Source organism: Bounagaea algeriensis (assembly GCF_054491375.1).
Window position 1 is genome coordinate 2,337,085 of record NZ_CM137102.1, and the last position, 19,222, is coordinate 2,356,306.

Annotated in this window: 16 protein-coding genes and 1 riboswitch; of the genes, 12 read left to right on the plus strand and 4 right to left on the minus strand. The window is 70.6% G+C overall.

Features of this window, described 5'->3' with window-relative positions; translation table 11 throughout:
- Positions 1-4 precede the first annotated feature (4 nt).
- Together pcaC and ACVGV2_RS10605 are read left to right on the plus strand one after the other, a co-directional pair.
- Positions 5-406, plus strand: coding sequence for a 4-carboxymuconolactone decarboxylase (pcaC, locus tag ACVGV2_RS10600; protein ID WP_459162205.1), 402 nt, complete (start codon positions 5-7; stop codon positions 404-406).
- Positions 407-459: 53 nt separating this feature from the next.
- Positions 460-1,311, plus strand: a complete 852-nt coding sequence (locus ACVGV2_RS10605) for an IclR family transcriptional regulator (protein ID WP_459162206.1) — start codon at positions 460-462, stop codon at positions 1,309-1,311.
- Positions 1,312-1,338: 27 nt separating this feature from the next.
- Here the strand turns inward: ACVGV2_RS10605 and ACVGV2_RS10610 are convergent, their stop codons facing one another.
- Positions 1,339-2,115: a FadR/GntR family transcriptional regulator gene (locus tag ACVGV2_RS10610; protein WP_459162207.1), complete on the minus strand. Its 777-nt coding sequence runs from the start codon at positions 2,113-2,115 to the stop codon at positions 1,339-1,341.
- Positions 2,116-2,292: 177 nt separating this feature from the next.
- Between ACVGV2_RS10610 and ACVGV2_RS10615 the strand changes: the two genes are divergently transcribed.
- The 5 genes from ACVGV2_RS10615 (at position 2,293) to ACVGV2_RS10635 (ending at position 7,477) form a co-directional block, all read left to right on the plus strand.
- Positions 2,293-3,042, plus strand: coding sequence for a (Fe-S)-binding protein (locus ACVGV2_RS10615; protein WP_459162208.1), 750 nt, complete (start codon positions 2,293-2,295; stop codon positions 3,040-3,042).
- Positions 3,043-3,059: 17 nt separating this feature from the next.
- On the plus strand, positions 3,060-4,490 hold the full coding sequence (locus ACVGV2_RS10620) for a LutB/LldF family L-lactate oxidation iron-sulfur protein (protein ID WP_459165955.1): 1,431 nt from the start codon (positions 3,060-3,062) through the stop codon (positions 4,488-4,490).
- Positions 4,487-5,155, plus strand: coding sequence for a LutC/YkgG family protein (locus tag ACVGV2_RS10625; protein WP_459162209.1), 669 nt, complete (start codon positions 4,487-4,489; stop codon positions 5,153-5,155). The genes ACVGV2_RS10620 and ACVGV2_RS10625 overlap by 4 nt, the downstream gene beginning before the upstream one ends.
- A gap of 102 nt (positions 5,156-5,257) precedes the next feature.
- The gene (locus ACVGV2_RS10630; protein ID WP_459162210.1) at positions 5,258-5,470 is read left to right on the plus strand and encodes a hypothetical protein; all 213 of its coding nucleotides are present in this window, start codon (positions 5,258-5,260) and stop codon (positions 5,468-5,470) included.
- A 129-nt stretch (positions 5,471-5,599) separates the two neighbouring features.
- Entirely contained in the window at positions 5,600-7,477 is a 1,878-nt protein-coding gene (locus ACVGV2_RS10635) for an ABC transporter ATP-binding protein (protein WP_459162211.1), read from the plus strand.
- A 6-nt stretch (positions 7,478-7,483) separates the two neighbouring features.
- On the opposite strand, the gene ACVGV2_RS10640 is transcribed toward ACVGV2_RS10635, so the two are convergent.
- Entirely contained in the window at positions 7,484-8,479 is a 996-nt protein-coding gene (locus ACVGV2_RS10640) for a PHP domain-containing protein (protein WP_459162212.1), read from the minus strand.
- Positions 8,480-8,685: 206 nt separating this feature from the next.
- Here ACVGV2_RS10640 and ACVGV2_RS10645 point away from each other — a divergent pair, with 206 nt between their 5' ends.
- Positions 8,686-9,120, plus strand: a complete 435-nt coding sequence (locus tag ACVGV2_RS10645; protein ID WP_459162213.1) for a universal stress protein — start codon at positions 8,686-8,688, stop codon at positions 9,118-9,120.
- Between the two features lie 10 nt (positions 9,121-9,130).
- Here the strand turns inward: ACVGV2_RS10645 and ACVGV2_RS10650 are convergent, their stop codons facing one another.
- A complete protein-coding gene (locus ACVGV2_RS10650; protein ID WP_459162214.1) occupies positions 9,131-9,961 on the minus strand; it encodes an SAM-dependent methyltransferase in 831 nt (276 codons plus the stop codon).
- A 411-nt stretch (positions 9,962-10,372) separates the two neighbouring features.
- Here ACVGV2_RS10650 and ACVGV2_RS10655 point away from each other — a divergent pair, with 411 nt between their 5' ends.
- The 3 genes from ACVGV2_RS10655 (at position 10,373) to metE (ending at position 14,671) form a co-directional block, all read left to right on the plus strand.
- Positions 10,373-10,903, plus strand: coding sequence for an inorganic diphosphatase (locus ACVGV2_RS10655; RefSeq protein ID WP_459162215.1), 531 nt, complete (start codon positions 10,373-10,375; stop codon positions 10,901-10,903).
- A gap of 73 nt (positions 10,904-10,976) precedes the next feature.
- The gene (locus tag ACVGV2_RS10660) at positions 10,977-11,804 is read left to right on the plus strand and encodes an HAD-IIA family hydrolase (RefSeq protein ID WP_459165956.1); all 828 of its coding nucleotides are present in this window, start codon (positions 10,977-10,979) and stop codon (positions 11,802-11,804) included.
- A 199-nt stretch (positions 11,805-12,003) separates the two neighbouring features.
- A riboswitch (cobalamin riboswitch) is annotated at positions 12,004-12,231 on the plus strand.
- A 148-nt stretch (positions 12,232-12,379) separates the two neighbouring features.
- Entirely contained in the window at positions 12,380-14,671 is a 2,292-nt protein-coding gene (gene metE, locus ACVGV2_RS10665) for a 5-methyltetrahydropteroyltriglutamate--homocysteine S-methyltransferase (RefSeq protein ID WP_459162216.1), read from the plus strand.
- 176 nt (positions 14,672-14,847) lie between these two features.
- Here metE and ACVGV2_RS10670 read toward each other — a convergent pair whose 3' ends face one another.
- Complete coding sequence (locus ACVGV2_RS10670; RefSeq protein ID WP_459162217.1) at positions 14,848-15,819, minus strand: mechanosensitive ion channel family protein; 972 nt, start codon at positions 15,817-15,819, stop codon at positions 14,848-14,850.
- 915 nt (positions 15,820-16,734) lie between these two features.
- On the opposite strand from ACVGV2_RS10670, the gene ACVGV2_RS10675 reads away from it, so the two are divergent.
- Positions 16,735-19,116: an ATP-dependent Clp protease ATP-binding subunit gene (locus tag ACVGV2_RS10675; protein WP_459162218.1), complete on the plus strand. Its 2,382-nt coding sequence runs from the start codon at positions 16,735-16,737 to the stop codon at positions 19,114-19,116.
- The last annotated feature ends 106 nt before the right edge of the window (positions 19,117-19,222 follow it).

Consider the following 19,222-nt stretch of genomic DNA (forward strand, 5'->3'; position numbering starts at 1 on the left):
CGCCGTGCCCGAGAACCGAACCTCTGACCGGGACGACGCCACGCGCCGCGACGACGGGATGGGCGTGCGCCGCTCCGTGCTCGGCGATGAGCACGTGGATCGCGCGGTCGAGCGCACGACCGACTTCACAGCCGCGTTCCAGGACTTCATCACCCGCTACGCCTGGGGTGAGGTGTGGCACTCGGACGCGGTGCAGCAGCGCACCCGCAGCATGCTCACGCTCGCGCTGCTGGCGGGACTGGGCAACGAGGACGAGTTCGCCATGCACGTGCGCGCCGCGCGACGCATCGGCGTCACGCCCGAGGAGATCCGCGAGGTGCTCATGCACGTCGCGATCTACGCCGGCGTGCCCCGAGCCAACAGCGCCTTCGCCGCGGCGAATACCATTCTCGACGAGACCGGGTGAGCCTGTTCCGCACCCGCGTCCGCCCGAGCCGTGCCGAGCCGAGGAGTCCTGTCATGGAGCCCGAAACCGAGCCCGGCGGCTACGTGCAGTCGCTGGCCCGCGGACTCCTGGTGATCCGCGCGTTCGACGAGAACCACCCGGAGATGACGCTGGCCGAGGTGGCCCGCGAGACCGGGCTGTCCCGCGCGGCCGCCCGGCGGTTCCTGCACACGCTCGTCCAGCTGGGATACGTCTGGACCGACGGGCACGCGTTCGCGCTCACCCCGCGCGTGCTGGAACTGGGGTTCGCCTACCTGTCCAGCCGCTCGCTTCCGGAGATCGCGCAGCCGCACCTGGAGCGGCTGGTCTCGACCGTGGAGGAGTCGGCGTCGGTGTCGGTGCTGGACGACACCGACATCGTCTACGTCGCGCGTGTACCGACGTCGCGGATCATGACGGTGTCGATCAACATCGGCACCCGCTTCCCCGCTTTTGCCACGTCGATGGGACGGGTGCTGCTGGCGCACCTGCCGCAGGGCGATTTCGAGAGCTACCTCGGCCGCGCCGAACTCACGCGGTTGAGCACGCACACGGTCACCGCGGTCGAGCAGCTGCGCGAGGAGTTGCAGCAGGTGCGGCGGCAGGGCTGGGCGCTGATCGACCAGGAGCTGGAGCAGGGGCTGCGTTCCATCGCCGCGCCGATCCGGGATCGTGCGGGCCGGGTGGTGGCGGCGGTGAACATCTCCTCGCACGCCAGCCGCACCAGCCAGCAGGACGCGCGGGAACGGCTGCTGCCGTCCCTGCTGGACACGGCGAGCCGGATCGAGGCGGACCTGCGGGCCGCGCCGAGCGCACAAGCCGCGCAGTCCACTCCCGACACCGCCCCGCCCGGCAGTGCCCCGCCCGGCAGTGCCGACGTGTCCTGAACCGGTGCTCCGCGGGCGGCGAACTCCCTACCGCGTGAGATCCACGTCCGTGGGCAGCTGCCGGTAGAACCAGCGGATGTGCCCCTCGACGCGCTGTTCGGCGGCCGCACCGTCCCCGCAGCGCACCGCGTCGACGAGGCCGCGGTGATCGGCGCACAGCCGGGTGCGCACGCGATCCCAGTCATCGCCGAGGCGGTGGAACGCCGCGCGCAGCGGTTGCCGCAGCGATTCCCGGACGGCACTGGTCATCTCGGCGACGAGCCGGTTGCCGCCGGCCTCGGCGAGGGCGACGTGGAATTCGGTGTCGAGCTCGTTGAACCGGTCGCGGTCCACGGCGGGATCGTCCATGCCGTCGGCGATCCGATCGAGCGCATCCACTTGGGACGTGGTGGCGCCCTCGGCGGCGAGCCGCACGCTGTGCCGCTCGAGCATGACGCGCGCTTCGACCACGTCGACCGGTGGGAAGTTCGCCAGCGCCACGTGCAGCCGCAGGAACCGCTGCAGCGCGCGGCCCGGCAGGGCGGCGACGGTCGTGCCGGAGTCGGGACCGGTGCCCACGGACATGCGCAGCACGCCCTGGGCCTGCAGCGCTCGGTAGGCCTCGCGCACGGCGGCCCGGCTGACGCCGAGCATGCCGGCGAGGTCGCGTTCCGGCGGCAGGCGATCGCCGACGCGCAGATCGCCCGCCAGGATGCGTTCCTCGATGCGTTCGACGACGAGTTCGTAGGTGGGGGCGCGCGCGACCGGCCGCCACGCGGCCTCGCCCGTGGAGCGGTCCTTCTCCCCTGCGTCCGTCCCGCTCACGCTCCCCCTTCCGTCCTCGTGCCCTGGCTTCCAGGCTACGGTGCGGACTATGGTCTGACCACAACATGGTCGATGCGGTCCGGCGCGCGTGCTGCACCACGGGCAGCATGTGGTGCGCCGCGAGCGGACGAGGTGCGCGCAGCCCCGCCGACGGGGCGCGGAGCGAGGAGGTGGTGCATGGCCGAGGCCCCGCCGCGGGTGGCCCTGTTCGCGACATGCCTGGGCGACACGATGTTCCCGGAGGCGCCGAAGGCGACGGTGCGGCTGCTGGAGCGGCTCGGCTGCCGGGTGGAGTTCCCGCTGGCCCAGACGTGCTGCGGCCAGATGCACACCAACACCGGCTACCGATCCCGCGCGCGCTCGTCGGTGCGCACGTTCGTCGACGCCTTCGCCGACTACGAAGCCGTCGTCGCCCCCTCCGGGTCGTGCGCGGCCTCGGTGCGGCACCAGCACGCCATGGTCGCCGCCGACGACCCGGCGCTGGCGCAGGAGGTGGAACAGCTGACGCCGCGCGTGTACGAGCTGTCCGAGTTTCTCGTCTCGGCGCTCGGGGTCACCGATGTCGGCGCGTACTTCCCGCACCGCGTGACCTACCACCCCACGTGCCACTCGCTGCGGCTGCTGCGCGTCGGCGACCGGCCCACCCGGCTGCTGCGGGCGGTGCGCTCGCTGGAGTTGGTGGAGCTGCCGGAATGGGACCAGTGCTGCGGGTTCGGCGGCACGTTCGCGCTGAAGAACCCGGACGTGTCGGTGGCGATGGGCACCGACAAGGCCCGCCACGTGCAGGACACCGGCGCCGAGGTGCTCTGCGCCGGCGACTCGTCGTGCCTGATGCACATCGGCGGCCTGCTGAACCGGCAACGCGGCGGCGTGCGAGTGATGCACCTCGCGGAAATCCTCGCGAGCACGGAAGGAGACAGCCGGTGAGCAGCGCATACCTGGGCATGCCGGCCTTCCCCGAGGCGGCGCGCCGCGAGCTGGGCAACGCCCAGCTGCGGCACAACCTCGGCAACGCCACCGCCACGATCCGCCGCAAACGCGGCGAGGTCGTCGACGAGCTCGACGACTGGGAACAGCTGCGCCAGTCCGGGGCCGCCATCAAGGCGCACACCCTGTCGCACCTGGACGACTACCTGCAGCGCTTCGAATCGGCGGTGACCGCGGCCGGTGGCACGGTGCACTGGGCGCGCGACGCCGCGGAGGCCAACCGCGTCGTCACCGACCTGGTGCGGGCCACCGGCCAGAGCGAAGTGGTCAAGGTCAAGTCCATGACCACCCAGGAGATCGAGCTCAACGAGGCGCTCGAGCGGGCCGGCATCGACGCCCGGGAAACGGACCTGGCCGAGCTGATCGTCCAGCTCGACGACGACGCGCCGAGCCACCTCCTGGTGCCCGCGATCCACCGCAACCGCGCGGAGATCCGCGAGATCTTCCTGCGCGAAATGGGCAAGGCCGGCGCCGCCGCACCCGAGGACCTCACCGATGATCCGGAGCAGCTCGCCGAAGCCGCGCGCCACCACCTGCGGGAGAAGTTCCTCCGCGCCAAGGTCGCGGTCTCCGGGGCGAACTTCGCCGTCGCCGACAGCGGCTCGCTCGTCGTCGTCGAATCCGAGGGCAACGGGCGCATGTGCCTGACGATGCCGGAGACGCTCATCAGCGTCGTCGGCATCGAGAAGCTCGTGCCCACGTGGCAGGACCTGGAAGTGCTCCTGCAGCTGCTGCCCCGGTCCAGCACGGGCGAGCGGATGAACCCCTACACCTCCACGTGGACCGGCGTCGCCGACGGCGACGGACCGTCCGAGTTCCACGTGGTGCTGCTGGACAACGGGCGCACGAACGCGCTCGCCGACGAGCTCGGCCGCGAAGCGCTGCGCTGCATCCGCTGCTCGGCCTGCCTGAACGTGTGCCCGGTGTACGAACGCACCGGCGGGCACGCCTACGACTCGGTCTATCCCGGACCGATCGGCGCGGTGCTCACCCCGCAGCTGCGGGGCACCTCCACGGAACAGGACAAGGCACTGCCGTACGCCTCCTCGTTGTGCGGAGCCTGCTACGACGTGTGCCCGGTGGCCATCAACATCCCCGACATGCTGGTGCACCTGCGCACCCGCGTGGTCGAGCAGGAGCACACCGCGCGGGACGCCCCGCTGGACACCGCGATGCACGCCGCGAGCTGGGTGCTCGGCGACCACCGGAGGCTGGCCGCGGCGCAGCGGCTCGCGTCGCTGAGCCGGCACGTGCTGGGCCGGTCCGGCACGATCGGGCGGCTGCCCGGCCCGCTCGCCCGGTGGACCGACGCGCGCGACGCCCCGGCCCCGCCGGCGGAGTCCTTCCGGAGCTGGTGGCAGCGCACCCGAGGAGGGGAGTCCACGTGACCGACAGCAACGGCGCCCGCGCGCACGGCAGCGCCCGCGAGGAGGTGCTCAGCCGCGTCCGCTCCGCGCTGCACGGCACCGCGCGGGTCGAGGCCGGGGAGATCCCCCGCGACTACCGCCGGACGCGCCCGGCCGAGGACCTCGTGGCCCTGTTCCACGAGCGCGTCGCCGAGTACAGGGCGGTGGTGCGGCAGGTGCGGCCCGACGAGCTGACCGGCGCGATCGGCGGGATCCTCGCCGAGTCCGGAGCGCGCCGCGCGGTCGTGCCGCAGGGGGTTCCCGCGGCGTGGCGCAGCGCCGTGGCCGGGCAGCTGGGAACCGAGCCGGACGAGGACGGCGCGCTCAGCACGGACGAGTTGACCGCTGTGGACGCGGTGGTGACCACCGCCGCGGTGGGCATCGCCAGCACGGGCACGATCGTGCTCGACCACGGCCCCGGCCAGGGCCGCCGCGCGGTGACGCTCGTGCCCGACCTGCACGTGTGCGTGGTGCGGCACGAGCAGATCGCCGACGACGTGCCGGCAGCGCTGCGACGGCTCGACCCGAGCGGGCCGCTGACGTTCATCAGCGGCCCCTCCGCGACCAGCGACATCGAGCTGAACCGCGTCGAGGGGGTGCACGGCCCCCGCACCCTGCACGTGCTCCTCACCCCGGAGGGCTCCTGACGGACGAGCCGCTGCTGTCACTCGATCCGGTGGGACGCGGAACGGATCGCGCCCCCGCCGAGTCCCAGGGGCACCATGCTGCCCCGGCGAGAGGAACCCGCGTTGGACACGACCGCTGTCCGACTGCTCGGCGGCCCCGAGGACGGGCGTGAAGTGACCGTGGCCGCCGACTCCGCGGGCACGCCCGTCCCGCGCATCACCCTGCCCGCCCCGGCGCGCGACGCCCGCGCGTTCGCACCGCAGCTGGCCTACGAGCGGCGCACCTGCCGGCCGGACGGGACCTGGCAGTTCCACTACGTCGGCACCGAAACCTGACGCTTTCCACGCGGCTCCACCGCACTGCCCGTTGACCGCACTGCCCGTTGACCTCGAGTGCACGTCAAGTTCGAGGATGTTCGTCGACGCCAGGGGCGCACCGCGCCACCGACGACGGAAGGAGTCCGGATGTCCACGAGCTGGGAGGTGATGCGGTCGTTCGCCAGCGAGCGGTCGGTGACGCGGCAGCGGCTCTCGGCCGGGCTGGTGCGGCGCATCGCCGGTTACGCCCGCCCGTACGTGCGCGAGATCGTGCCGTTCCTCGCGCTGGTGGTGCTCTCGGCGGTCGTCGGCGTGATCAACCCGCTGCTGTTCAAGGCGATCATCGACAACGGGATCGTGCCCGGCGAGCTCGCCGTGGTGCTCTGGCTGGCGGTGGCCGTCGCAGCCGTGGCGCTGCTCGAAGCGGCCCTGCAGCTGGGACAGCGCTGGTTCTCCGCACGCCTCGGGGAAGGGCTCATCTACGACCTGCGCGCGGAAGTGTTCGGGCACGTGCAGCGGATGCCGATCGCGTTCTTCCTGCGGGCGCAGACGGGCGCGCTGGTCAGCCGGCTGAACAACGACGTGATCGGCGCGCAGCGGGCGTTGACCAGCACGCTGTCGGCAGTGGTGTCCAACGTGGTCACCGTGGTGCTCGTACTGGCAACGATGTTCACGCTGTCGTGGCAGATCACGCTGCTCGCGCTGCTGCTGCTACCGCTGTTCCTGCCGCCGGTGCGATGGGTGGGCCGCCGGCTGCAACGCGTCACCCGCGAGCAGATGCAGGTCGACGCCGAGATGAGTTCGCTGATGACCGAGCGGTTCACCATCGGCGGTGCGATGCTGACCAAGCTCTACGGCGATCACGAGCAGGAGTCCGCGCGCTTCGACGACCGAGCGGCCCGGGTCCGCGACCTGGGCGTGGTCTCGGCGATGTACTCCCGGGTGCTGTTCATCGTGCTCACCCTGCTGACCGCGTTGGCCACCGCCGTGGCCTACGGACTCGGCGGTGGGCTCGTGCTGGCCGGCGCGTTCCAACTGGGCACGCTGGTGGCCTTGGCGACGCTGCTGACCCGGCTGTACGGGCCGCTGACCGCGCTGTCCAACGTGCACGTCGATGTGATGACCGCGCTGGTCAGTTTCGACCGGGTCTTCGAGGTGCTCGACCTGAAACCGATGATCACCGACCGGCCCGACGCCGCTCCCCTGCCGGAGGGCGCAGCCGATCTGCGTTTCGACCGGGTGTCCTTCCGCTACCCCGCCTCGCACGAGGTGTCGCTGGCCTCGCTGGAGTCGGTGGCCCGCCCGGACGACGCGCCGGAACACCCGGTGCTGCACGAGGTCAGCTTCCACGCCCGCCCCGGTGAGACCATCGCGCTGGTCGGGCACTCCGGCGCGGGCAAGACCACGGTCACGCACCTGGCCGGCCGGCTGTACGACGTCACCGCGGGGGCCGTGCGCATCGGGGGAACGGACATCCGCGAGGTGCCGCTGTCCTCGCTGTACACCACGATCGGCGTGGTCACCCAGGAGGCGCACCTGTTCCACGACACCATCCGGGCGAACCTGCTGCTGGCGCGGCCGACGGCCACCGAGGCCGAGCTGCACGAGGTGCTGCGCACCGCCCGGCTGGCCGAAATCGTGGGCGCCCTGCCGGACGGGTTGGACACGGTCGTCGGCGACCGCGGTTACCGCCTCTCCGGCGGGGAGAAGCAGCGGCTGGCCATCGCCCGGCTGCTGTTGAAAGCCCCGCCGATCGTCGTGCTCGACGAGGCGACCGCGCACCTGGACGCCACGTCGGAAGCGGCGGTGCAACAGGCGCTGCGCACCGCTCTGCGCGGGCGCACTGCGCTGGTCATCGCGCACCGGCTGGCCACGATCCGCGAGGCCGACCGGATCCTCGTGCTCGCCGAAGGCCGCATCGCCGAGCACGGCACGCACACCGAACTGCTCGCCCGCGGTGGCCGCTACGCCGAGCTGTACCGCACCCAGTTCGCCACCCCGGACGCCGAACGCCGAACCGGGTGAGGCCAGCTACCGCTTGGCCCAGGAGACGACCTCCTCGGCGGTGCGCGCGTTGACGATGCGTTCGACGGGGATCCCGGCCTGCTCCGCGCGGGCGCACCCGTAGGTCTGCCAGTCGAGCTGGCCGGGAGCGTGCGCGTCCGAGTCGATGGTGAACTCGCAACCGAGATCGCGGGCCAGGTGCAGCAGCTCGTCCGGCGGATCCGCGCGCTCGGGTCGCGAGTTGATCTCCACGGCAACTCCGCGGTCACGGCATGCGGCGAACACGGTGTGCGCGTCGAAGCTGGACCGGGCCCGCGGACTGGGACCCACGCGGCGCCCGGTGCAGTGGCCCAGGACGTTCACCAGCGGGTTCGCCACCGCCGCGCACAACCGCTCGGTCATTTCCCGGCACGGCATCCGCAGTTGCGCGTGCACGCCGGCCACCACCAGGTCGAGCTCGGCGAGCAGGTCGATGTCCTGGTCCAGCTCTCCCTCGGAATCGATGTTCACCTCGATACCGGTGAGCACGCGGAACGGGGCGAGGCGCTCGTTGAGCTCGGCCACCACCCGCAGCTGCTCGCGCAGCCGCTCCGCGGAGAGGCCGCGAGCCACGGCCAGGCTCGGCGAGTGGTCGGTCAGCACCAGCCACTCCAGGCCGAGCCCACGGGCCGCCCGGGCCATCTCCTCCAGCGGAGCGCCACCGTCGGACCAGTCGGAGTGCGCATGGCAGTCCCCGCGCAGCGCCTCGCGCACGTTCCGCCCTTCGACGGGCAACTCCACATCGGACCGCAACAGCTGCAAGTAGTCGGGCACGTCGCCGCGCACCGCCTGCTCGATCACCTGCGCCGTGGTGGTGCCGATCCCGTCGACGCGGGTCAGCGTCCCCCGTCGGGCACGCCCGGCCACGTCGTCGCGTTCGGCCGCGATCGCGGCGGCGCGCCGGAACGCACGCACGCGGAACGTGGGCGCCTGTGCCCGTTCGAGCAAGAACGCGATTTCGCGCAGCGCCTGGTCCGGTTCCACGGTTCCTTGGTAGTCGGTGTCGACGACGTCCGCACGTCCGATCCGTGCTGCGGTGCGTCAACCGCCGAACCGGCGTCCGACCGCGGCGCGGCGTACCGTTCCGTTGAACCCGCCTGCCGCTGCGTTCCGTCCTGCGCAGCGCGGGCGGACGCGGCACAGTGCTGCGGCAGCGCCGCGGCCGGGGCGGGCGTGTTGCGGGAGGCCTGATGACGCAGGGCAAGATCGTGGTCGGTGTCGACGGTTCGGCCGAGTCGAAAGCCGCCCTGTCCTGGGCCATCGACCAGGCGTGCCGGACCCGCTCGCGGTTGGTCGCGCTGACCGCCTGGGACAGCCCGCCGATCTACGGCTGGGAGGCCGCGCCGACGCGGCAGAACCTGAACACCGACGCGGCTCGCGGACTGGCCGAGGTGATCGACGAGGTCACCGGCGGACGGCAACCGGTGGAGATCGAACGCGAAGTGGTCAACGGGCACCCGGCGAAGGCGCTGCTGGCCGCGGTCGCGGAGGGGGAACTGCTCGTGCTGGGCAACCGCGGCCGCGGGGCGTTCACCGCGGCGCTGCTCGGCTCGGTGACGCAGTACTGCGCGCACCACGCCCGCTGCCCGGTGGTCGTCGTCCGGGCGCCGCGCGACGCGGAATGACCGGTGGAGTTCAGCCGTCCTTGCAGCCGACTCCGCACCAGGCGAGGCGGCGCGCCGCGGTGGGGTCGTCGAGGGCGGCGTCGGGGCGCCAGTCGGGGATGAACGTGACGCCGGGATCGAGGACGGTGAAACCGTCGAACCAGCAGGCGATCTCGTCGTGATCGCGCACGAACAGGGGGTTGCTCGTGTCCCGGTAGGCATCGGCGAACTCGTCGACGGCACGGGCCTGTTCGGCGGGGGCTTCGTCGTTGGCGATGTGGGTGAGGGCCAACCAGGATCCCGACGGCAGGCAGGCGGAGTAGCGGCGGATGATCTCCGCGGGGTCGTCGTCCGGGGACACGAAGTGCAGCACGGCGATCATGAGCACGCAGATCGGCTTCTCGAAGTCGAGCACGTGCAGCGTGCGCGGGTCGTTGAGCACCGCCTCGGCATCGCGCAGGTCCTGGTTGACCACGGCGACTTCGTCGCGGGGATAACCGTGCTCGTCGAGCAGCAGGGTGCTGTAGTTGAAGGCGACGGACTCGTAGTCGTCGTAGACCACCCGCGCGTTCGGCACCTGTTCCCGGGCGATCTCGTGCACGTTGCCGACCGTGGGCACCCCGGAGCCGAGGTCGAGGAACTGGGTGATCCCGGCGCTGATCGCGTGCCGCACGACGCGGCGGACGAAGCCCCGGTTGAACCGGGCGACCGGCACCACGTTCGGCCACAGGTCCATCAGTTGGTGCGCCTTGCTGCGGTCGGCCTCGAAGTTGTGCGCCCCACCGAGGTAGTAGTCGTACAGCCGTGCGGCGTTGGGCGTGTTCTCGTCGCCGATCAGCGACGCCTTCTCCGCGTGTTGCATAGCGTCCTCCATCCGGCGCGCGGTGACGCACTGGCGGGTCAACGTGATCACGGTAGCGATCTCGAGCGACACCCGGCCAGGCCTGTCGGGAGCGGAGGCGTACGCGGCGGGGGTCCGCCCTTCTTGGCTGTTCGTGCCGAGCCCGGTTGAACGAGTTAATTTCATCCAGTACTGAAATAACCAATGTAATTAATGCATTTTCGGCGCTCCGCACCACCGCCGGGACGCCCAGCTGCCGAGCGACCGTCGACGAGGGCGTCCGCGAACAGGTTCAGCGCCCGCTACTCCGCCATCGAGCGTTGTCCACAGCGACCACACGGCGCACGTACCGCGGCAACGGCCCGCTTCCGTGGCACGCTGCGAGGACAATGGTGCTCCGGCACCACCGAGCGAGCAGGCGCGGAGGCGTCCATGGATCTCGACATGGTCGTGGAAATCCCCGAGGGATCGCGGAACAAGTACGAAATGGACCACACGAGCGGGCGCATCCGCCTGGACAGGACGCTGTTCACGGCCACGCAGTACCCGGCCGACTACGGCTACTTCCCGGAGACCGTGGCCGAGGACGGCGACCCGCTCGACGCGATGGTCCTGCTCGACAGCCCGACCTTCCCGGGGTGCGCGGTCCGCGTGCGTCCGATCGCGGTGTTCTGGATGCGCGACGAAGGCGGTCCCGACGCCAAGGTCCTCTGCGTTCCGGTGGACGATCCGCGCATGGAGGCGGTGCACGACCTGCCGGACGTCCCGCAGCACCGGCTCAACGCGATCAGCCACTTCTTCCACGTGTACAAGACGATCGAACCCCGCAAGAGCGGCGAAGCCCGCGGCTGGGAAGAACGGGTGGCCGCCGAAGCCGTCATCGCCGACGCGCAGCAGCGCGCCGGCCGAGGCGAACACCTCGCCGGCGCACCGGCGCCCCGCTACGGCGTCCTGCCCAGCTGACCGCCACCGGGCCCGGATGCGCTTCGCATCGGGTTCGATGGATCATGCGGTGTTGACTTCCTCCCCGCCCGCAATGCCGAAGCTTCCAGCAATTGGAGAGTTAGTGTCCGATACCGCCCGCTGGACCTACCTAATGGACCTCAACGGCGTGCTCATGCGCGACGAACAACGCGTCGTGCCCGGAGCGCAGGAGTTCCTCACCGCACTGCACCAGCACGAGCTGCCGTACCTGGTGTTCACCAACGACTCGGCCTGCACTCCCCGCGACCTGCGCGCCCGCCTGCTGACCTGCGGTTTGGACCTCCCCGAACACGCCATCTGGAGTTCGGCGCTGGCCACGGCCTCCTTCGTCGCCCAGCAGCGGCCCGGCGGCTCGGCCTACGTCGTCGGCGAACCGGGGCTGACGACGGCGCTGACCGAAGCCGGCTACGTGCTCACCGAGCACGACCCGGACTACGTCATCCTCGGCGAGACCCGCACGTACAGCTTCAGCGCGATCACCAAGGCCATCCGGCTCATCGAGAACGGTGCGCGGTTCCTCGCCACGAACCCGGACGAGCTGGGACGCGACCGGGAGGGATCGCTGCCGGCGACCGGTGCGGTCGCCGCGCTCGTCGAGCGCGTGACCGGGCAACCGCCGTACTACGTGGGCAAGCCCAACCCGCTCATGCTGCGTTTCGCGCTGCGCACGCTCGGGGCCAGCGCCGACCGCACCCTGCTGCTCGGTGACCGCATGGACACCGACATCCGCTCGGGCATGGAGGCGGGCATGCGCACGATCCTCGTGCTCTCCGGCCTCTCCGGGCAGGACACGGCGCGCCAGTACCCGTTCCAGCCGGACCGGACGATCGCTTCGGTGGCCGACATCGTCGACCACGTGCGCGAGCCGTTCGGCGGTTGACCCGGTCTCGTCGACCAGTCCCGTTGCCCCGGTCCTGTTGCCCCGGTCCTGTGGCGCGGATCTCGTCCCGCCCGGAGCCGTTGCGGAACTCCACGGCAAGCGGGGTGCGCCCGCTGCGCGGAGCCCGCTGTGCGGCCGCTGCGGGCGCAGCGGTCTTGTCACAGGCCGCCGAGCGGGTAAGGTCATGCGTGCTGGTGGTTCGCACTGCCGTGCCGGGGTTTCCGGCGGACGGGAGTGCGAGGCGAGAGGGAACCCGGTGCGATTCCGGGACTGCCCCGCAGCGGTGTGCGGGAACGAACGCCGTCCCCGGCCGATGGTCGGGTGGGCACTGGGCCGAGCGCCTGGGAAGCCGACGGCGCGTAGGAACCTCGGACGAACTCCGAGAACGCCCGCGAGTCCGAAGACCTGCCACCGGTACGCGCGTCACCACGACGCGCGTATGTCCGAGGTCTCGAGGGAGGACCCCGCGGACGATCGGCACCGGCGCGGTCCGTGTTTGCGACCCCGCGTGCCGATGGTCGGGCACATCCCCCATCGGACTTCGGCGTCCTGTGTCGTCGAACCGAGGAGAAGCGTTGACCAGCACCATCGGATCGACCGTCCTGGGCTATCCCCGGATCGGTCCGAACCGAGAACTCAAACGTGCCCTGGAGCGGTACTGGAACTCCCGCATCAGTGAGGCCGATCTGCGCGCGACCGCGCGGGACATCCGCGTCGGCGCCTGGCGCACGCTGGCCGATGCCGGACTGGCCTCCGTGCCGAGCAACACGTTCTCGTACTACGACCAGGTGCTCGACGCAGCGGTGACGTTCGGCGCCGTGCCGCACCGCTACACCGCGCTGGGCCTGGGCCCGCTCGACACGTACTTCGCCATGGCGCGCGGCGTCGAATCCACGCCGCCGCTGGAGATGACCAAGTGGTTCGACACGAACTACCACTACCTGGTCCCGGAGATCGGCCCGGACACGCGGTTCGCGCTGTCCGACACGGCCGTGGTGGACCAGTACCGCGAAGCTGCCGACGAGGGCGTGACCACCCGCCCGGTCGTCGTCGGGCCGGTGACTTTCCTGCTGCTGTCGAAACCGGCCGAGGACGCACCGGAAGGTTTCGCTCCGCTGGACACAGTGGATGATCTCGTCAGCGCCTACGCCGACCTGCTGGCCGAACTGCACCGCGCGGGTGTCCAGTGGGTGCAGCTCGACGAACCCGCGTTCGCCGGGGACCGCTCCGAGGCCGAGCTGCAGGCGCTGCGTTCGGCCTACGCCCGGCTCGGAGAGCTGCAGGAGCGGCCGAACCTGCTCGTTGCCGGATATTTCGGTGATCTCGGCCAAGCGCTGCCGATTCTGGCCGACAGCCCGGTGGAAGGCCTGGCGCTCGATCTCGTCTCCAGTCCCTCCACAGTGGAGGAGGTCCCGAAGCTGACCGGTTTGCGCGGCAAGTCGGTGGTCGCCGGACTGGTCGACGGGCGCAACATCTGGCGCACCGATCTCGACCGGGCGCTGGAGACCGCGGAGCGGCTGCGCGGATCCGCGGGCGAACTGGCGGTCGGGACCTCGTGCTCGCTGCTGCACGTGCCCTACGACGTCGATGCCGAGACCGAGCTGGATTCGCAGGTGCGCTCGTGGTTGGCCTTCGCCGAGCAGAAGCTCGGGGAAGTCGTCACGCTGCACCGCGCGCTGCACGAGGGGCGCGACAGCGTCTCCCGCGAGCTGGCCGAAGCGCGCTCCCGCGTGGACGACCGCGCACGCGCCGCCCGGGTGCACGACGAGCGGGTACGCGCCCGGGTCGCTGCGCTGAAGCCCGGCGACGCCCGCCGGGAGGAGTACGCGCAACGTCGGCAGGCCCAGCAGCAGGCGCTGCGGCTGCCGCCGTTGCCGACCACGACGATCGGTTCGTTCCCGCAGACCGGCGATGTGCGCAAGGCGCGGGCCGCGTTGACCGCCGGCAGCATCGATCGGGAGAGCTACCGGCAGCGGATGCGCGACGAGATCCGGAACGTGATCCAGTTGCAGGAGCAGCTCGGACTCGACGTCGTGGTGCACGGCGAACCGGAACGCAACGACATGGTCCAGTACTTCTCCGAGTACATGGAGGGCTTCGTCAGCACCCGCTACGGATGGGTGCAGTCCTACGGATCGCGCTGCGTGCGCCCGCCGATCCTGTTCGGCGACGTGTCGCGGCCGGCGCCGATCACCGTCGAGTGGGCCACCTTCGCCCAGCAGCAGACGGACAAGCCCGTCAAGGGCATGCTGACCGGTCCGGTGACGATGCTGTCCTGGTCGTTCGTCCGCGACGACCAGCCGCTGGCGGACACGGCCAAGCAGGTGGCCCTGGCGATCCGCGACGAGGTCGCCGACCTCGAAGCGGCAGGCATCAACGTGGTGCAGGTCGACGAACCCGCGCTGCGTGAACTGCTGCCGCTGCGGGCCACCGACCAGCCCGCCTACCTGGAGTGGGCGGTGCACTCCTTCCGGCTGGCCACCTCGGGCATCGCCGCGGCCACGCAGATCCACACGCACCTGTGCTATTCCGAGTTCGGCGACGTCATCAACGCCATCGTCGACCTGGACGCCGATGTCACCAGCATCGAGGCGGCCCGGTCGCGGATGGAGGTGCTGGGCGATCTCAACGCGGTCGGCTACGGCCGCGGCATCGGCCCCGGGGTGTACGACATCCACTCCCCTCGCGTGCCGGACGCCGCGGAGATCTCCTCGCTCATCGACGAGGCGCTGCGCGCCGTACCCGCCGACCGGCTCTGGATCAATCCGGACTGCGGGTTGAAGACCCGCGGCTACGAGGAGGTCAACGCTGCGCTGCGGAACATGACCGACGCGGCGGCGAAGGTCCGTTCGACGCTGGCGCAGTGACCGCGCGTCGGTGATCGGGCACCGGCGATCGGACCGCGGACAGGCACGGCTCCCCACCACTCGCCGCCCCGTCCGCGGCCCGGTCGCACCCGAGGCACGCGCACGAACGCGGCGCCGCCCCGGCGAGCTCGCCGGGGCGGCGCCGCGCGTGTTCGGCGGGAAACCCGTTCGGCAGCTCAGCCCTGCTGGGCCGCACCGGCACCGCTGACCGGCAGAACCGGCTGCGCGATGGAGATGCCGTGGCGGTCCAGGTCGGTCTTGAGCTGGGCGCGGAGACGACGGCCGAGGTCCCACTGCTGACCCGGCTGGGTCTTGACGAGCACGCGAACGGTCACCGCACCGTTGCCGATGCCGACGACACCGCTGATGTCGGGACGTTCCAGGATCCTCGGCTGCGCCTCCGGGTCGGCGGCGAAGGTGTCGATGCTGCCCTGGATGACCTGCTTGGCGAAGTCGGTGTCGACGGAGTAGTCCAGCGGCAGCTCCACCACGGCGTTGGCCCAGTCCTGGTTCATGTTGCACACGCGCTGGATCTCGCCGTTGCGCACGTACCACAGGCCGCCGTTGAGGTCGCGGATCTTGGTCACGCGCAGGCTGACGGCCTCGACGGTGCCGACCGCGTCACCGGCGTCGATGACGTCGCCGACCCCGTACTGGTCCTCGATCATCATGAACATTCCGGCGAGGAAGTCCTGGACCAGGGTCTGCGCGCCGAAGCCGATCGCGAGGCCGAGCACGCCGGCGCTGGCGAGGATCGGGCCGATGCTGATGCCGAGCTGGCCGAGGATCGTCACGAACGCGATGCCGAAGATGAGGAACGAGGCGACGCTGCGCAGCACCGAGGCCATCGTGGCGGCCCGCTGGCGCTGCCGTTCCGCGCGGGTGGCCTCTCCCCCGTTCTGCACCACCGGTCCGTTCTTCAGCTTCGCCTTCGCCGCGGACAAGCGTTCCTGCGAACTGATCATCCGCTTGGTGGCCTGGTCGATCAGGCGGCCGGCGATCGCGCGCAGCACGAAAGCGAGCACCGCGACGATGATGATGTTGATCAGACCGCTGACCAGCGCGCCGGCGTTGTCGCTGAACCATGTCGTGATCGCGTTGGCTTGCGCCACGGAGCGATCAGCCGGTTGGGCACTCGGCGTGGACAATGTGTGCTCCCGTGTCGATGACAGACATTCGATCCGTGATCACCCCCAGGTCGGCCGGGAAGCCTCGCCGCGCACCTCCCGCGGGACCGAGCCGGCGAAGTTCTGCACGGGTAGTGACCAGGCGGGCATCATCGACGCCCGCCGGATCAGGGGCAACTCACCGCTCAGGCATTGTGTCAGAGTGCGGGCCCGTTCTTGCCGTAGCATCCCTCGCGGCTCGTTTTCCCTGCTCACGGACCGTTCACGTGCTACCGGCAGGCCGGGCAGGAGCGATCTCCTCCGGCAACGGGAAGCAACTGCGCACCGCGGGAACGAAATCGACTGAGCATTCTCATCCGTACGAGTGACAAAACAGCACATGGGCGTGGATGTCTGCATTCACAGCGTGTTCGCTTCGGTGTGCAGGTGAGACATCCCGACACGCGCGCACGGGTGGTCGCCACGGCCCCGGCACTTGAGATGCTCGGTGTCCGGGACGGCCACGAGCGGGACGGCCACGAGCGGGACGGCCACGAGCGGGACAGGGCCACGAGTGGAACAGGAGGTGTTGGCGATCCGGAACCTCGTTCCCGGCCGCGCGACGGGAGGCCGGCGCGCCGGGAGGCACCGGCAACGGCCTGAGCCGTGTAGGCCACACCACAAAAAACACCGCATTCGGTGGGGAATGTCGCAGCCGCTGTTCGCTCTACACGAAACCCGGGGAATTCGGATGGCGTGATGGTGTTTTCCGACCGGTGTTGACGCCAATACTGGGGGTACGCAGCCGCAGACAGGAGCGCCGTGAGCCACCCGGCTGGCGGCGACGCCAACAACCCGCTACGTCCGCGAGTCGGCCGGAATGCCAGGTCGACCGCCGTTGTTGACCGAGAAAGACCCAGCAATACGGACTGCCGGCGCAGCAGTCAGGGAGTGCGAATGTTCGAAAGGTTCACCGACCGCGCGAGGCGGGTGGTCGTCCTGGCCCAGGAGGAGGCCAGGGCGCTCAACCACAACTACATCGGCACCGAGCACATCCTCTTGGGGTTGATCCACGAGGGTGAGGGTGTCGCCGCCAAGGCGCTGGAGTCGTTGGGAATCGCGCAGGAGGGCGTGCGCCAGCAGGTCGAGGAGATCATCGGCCAGGGCCAGCAGGCCCCGAGCGGGCACATCCCGTTCACCCCGCGGGCGAAGAAGGTCCTCGAGCTGTCGCTGCGGGAGGCGCTGCAGCTCGGGCACAACTACATCGGCACCGAGCACATCCTGCTCGGCCTGATCCGCGAGGGCGAGGGCGTGGCCGCGCAGGTGCTGGTCAAGCTCGGCGCCGACCTCAACCGGGTGCGCGAGCAGGTGCTGCAGCTGGTTTCCGGTTACGGCGCGGAGGCGCAGTCCGGGGAGTCCGCCGGTGCGGGCGTGGGCTCCGGCGGGGAGAGCGGCCAGCGCGCCGCATCCCTCACGCTGGACCAGTACGGCCAGAACATGACCCAGCAGGCCCGGGACGGCCATCTCGACCCGGTCATCGGCCGCGAGACCGAGATCGAGCGCATCATGCAGGTGCTCTCGCGGCGCACGAAGAACAACCCGGTGCTCATCGGCGAGGCCGGCGTCGGCAAGACCGCCGTCGTCGAGGGCCTGGCCCACCGCATCGCCAAGGACGACGTCCCCGAACCGCTGCGGAACAAGCACCTGTACACCCTCGACCTGAGCTCGCTGGTGGCCGGCTCGCGCTACCGCGGTGACTTCGAGGAGCGCCTGAAGAAGGTGATCAAGGAGGTGCGCACTCGCGGCGACATCATCCTGTTCATCGACGAGATCCACACCATGGTCGGCGCGGGCGCCACCGAAGGCGCGATCGACGCGGCCAACATCCTCAAGCCGGTGCTGGCGCGCGGTGAGCTGCAGGTCATCGGCGCCACCACGCTGGAGGAGTACCGCAAGCACATCGAGAAGGACGCGGCCCTGGAGCGCCGCTTCCAGCCGATCCAGGTCGCCGAGCCCTCGGTCACCGACAGCGTCGAGATCGTCAAGGGGCTGCGCGACCGCTACGAGGCGCACCACCGCGTGTCGTTCACCGACGGTGCGCTGGCCTCGGCGGCGAGCCTGGCCGACCGCTACATCAACGACCGGTACCTGCCGGACAAGGCGATCGACCTCATCGACGAGGCCGGTGCGCGGCTGCGGATCCACCGCGCCACCAGCGGGGAGGAACTGGACACCGCCGCCGAGGTCGACGAGGAGCAGATCGCGGAGGTGCTGGCCCACTGGACCGGCATCCCGGTGTTCAGGCTGACCGAGGAGGAGACCTCCCGGCTGCTGCGCATGGAGGACGAGCTGCACAAGCGGGTGATCGGCCAGCACGACGCGGTCACGGCCGTCTCGCAGGCGATCCGCCGCACGCGTGCGGGGCTGAAGGACCCGAAGCGGCCCTCGGGCTCGTTCATCTTCGCCGGGCCCTCCGGTGTCGGCAAGACCGAGCTGTCCAAGTCGCTGGCCGAGTTCCTCTTCGGCGATGACGACGCGCTCATCCAGATCGACATGGGCGAGTTCCACGACCGCTACACCGCCTCGCGGCTGTTCGGTGCCCCGCCGGGCTACGTCGGCTACGAGGAGGGCGGTCAGCTCACCGAGAAGGTGCGGCGCAAGCCGTTCTCGGTGGTGCTGTTCGACGAGATCGAGAAGGCCCACCAGGAGATCTACAACACGCTGCTGCAGGTGTTGGAGGACGGCCGCCTCACCGACGGCCAGGGCCGCACGGTGGACTTCAAGAACACGGTGCTGATCTTCACCTCGAACCTCGGCACCGGCGACATCTCCAAGACGGTGGGCTTGGGCTTCTCCTCCGGCCAGGAGCAGGACTCCGACTACGAGCGGATGAAGGCCAAGGTCAACGAGGAGATGAAGAAGCACTTCCGGCCGGAGTTCCTCAACCGCATCGATGACGTGATCGTGTTCCACCAGCTCACCCGCGACGAGATCGTGCAGATGGTGGACCTGCTGAGCACGCGGGTGGAGAAGGCGCTCAAGTCGAAGGACATGTCGCTGGAGCTGACCGACAAGGCCAAGAGCCTGCTGGCCCGCCGCGGCTTCGACCCGGTGCTGGGTGCGCGGCCGCTGCGGCGTGCGATCCAGCAGGAGATCGAGGACAAGCTCTCCGAGAAGATCCTCTTCGGCGAGCTCGAGCCCGGCCAGGTGGTCGTCATCGACGTGGAGAACTGGGACGGGGAAGGCTCCGACGAGGGCGCCTCGTTCACCTTCCGCGGCGAGAGCAAACCCGCGCTCGTCCCGGACGCCCCGCCGGAGAACCTCACCCGCTCCGAGTGAGCCGCGGCGAGCTCCGCTCTCCCCCGTTGGTGAGCCTCGCGCAGGTCCCCGCGCTCGCAGCGCGGGGACCTGCGCATGTCCGACCCGGATGTCGAGCCGACGCCGC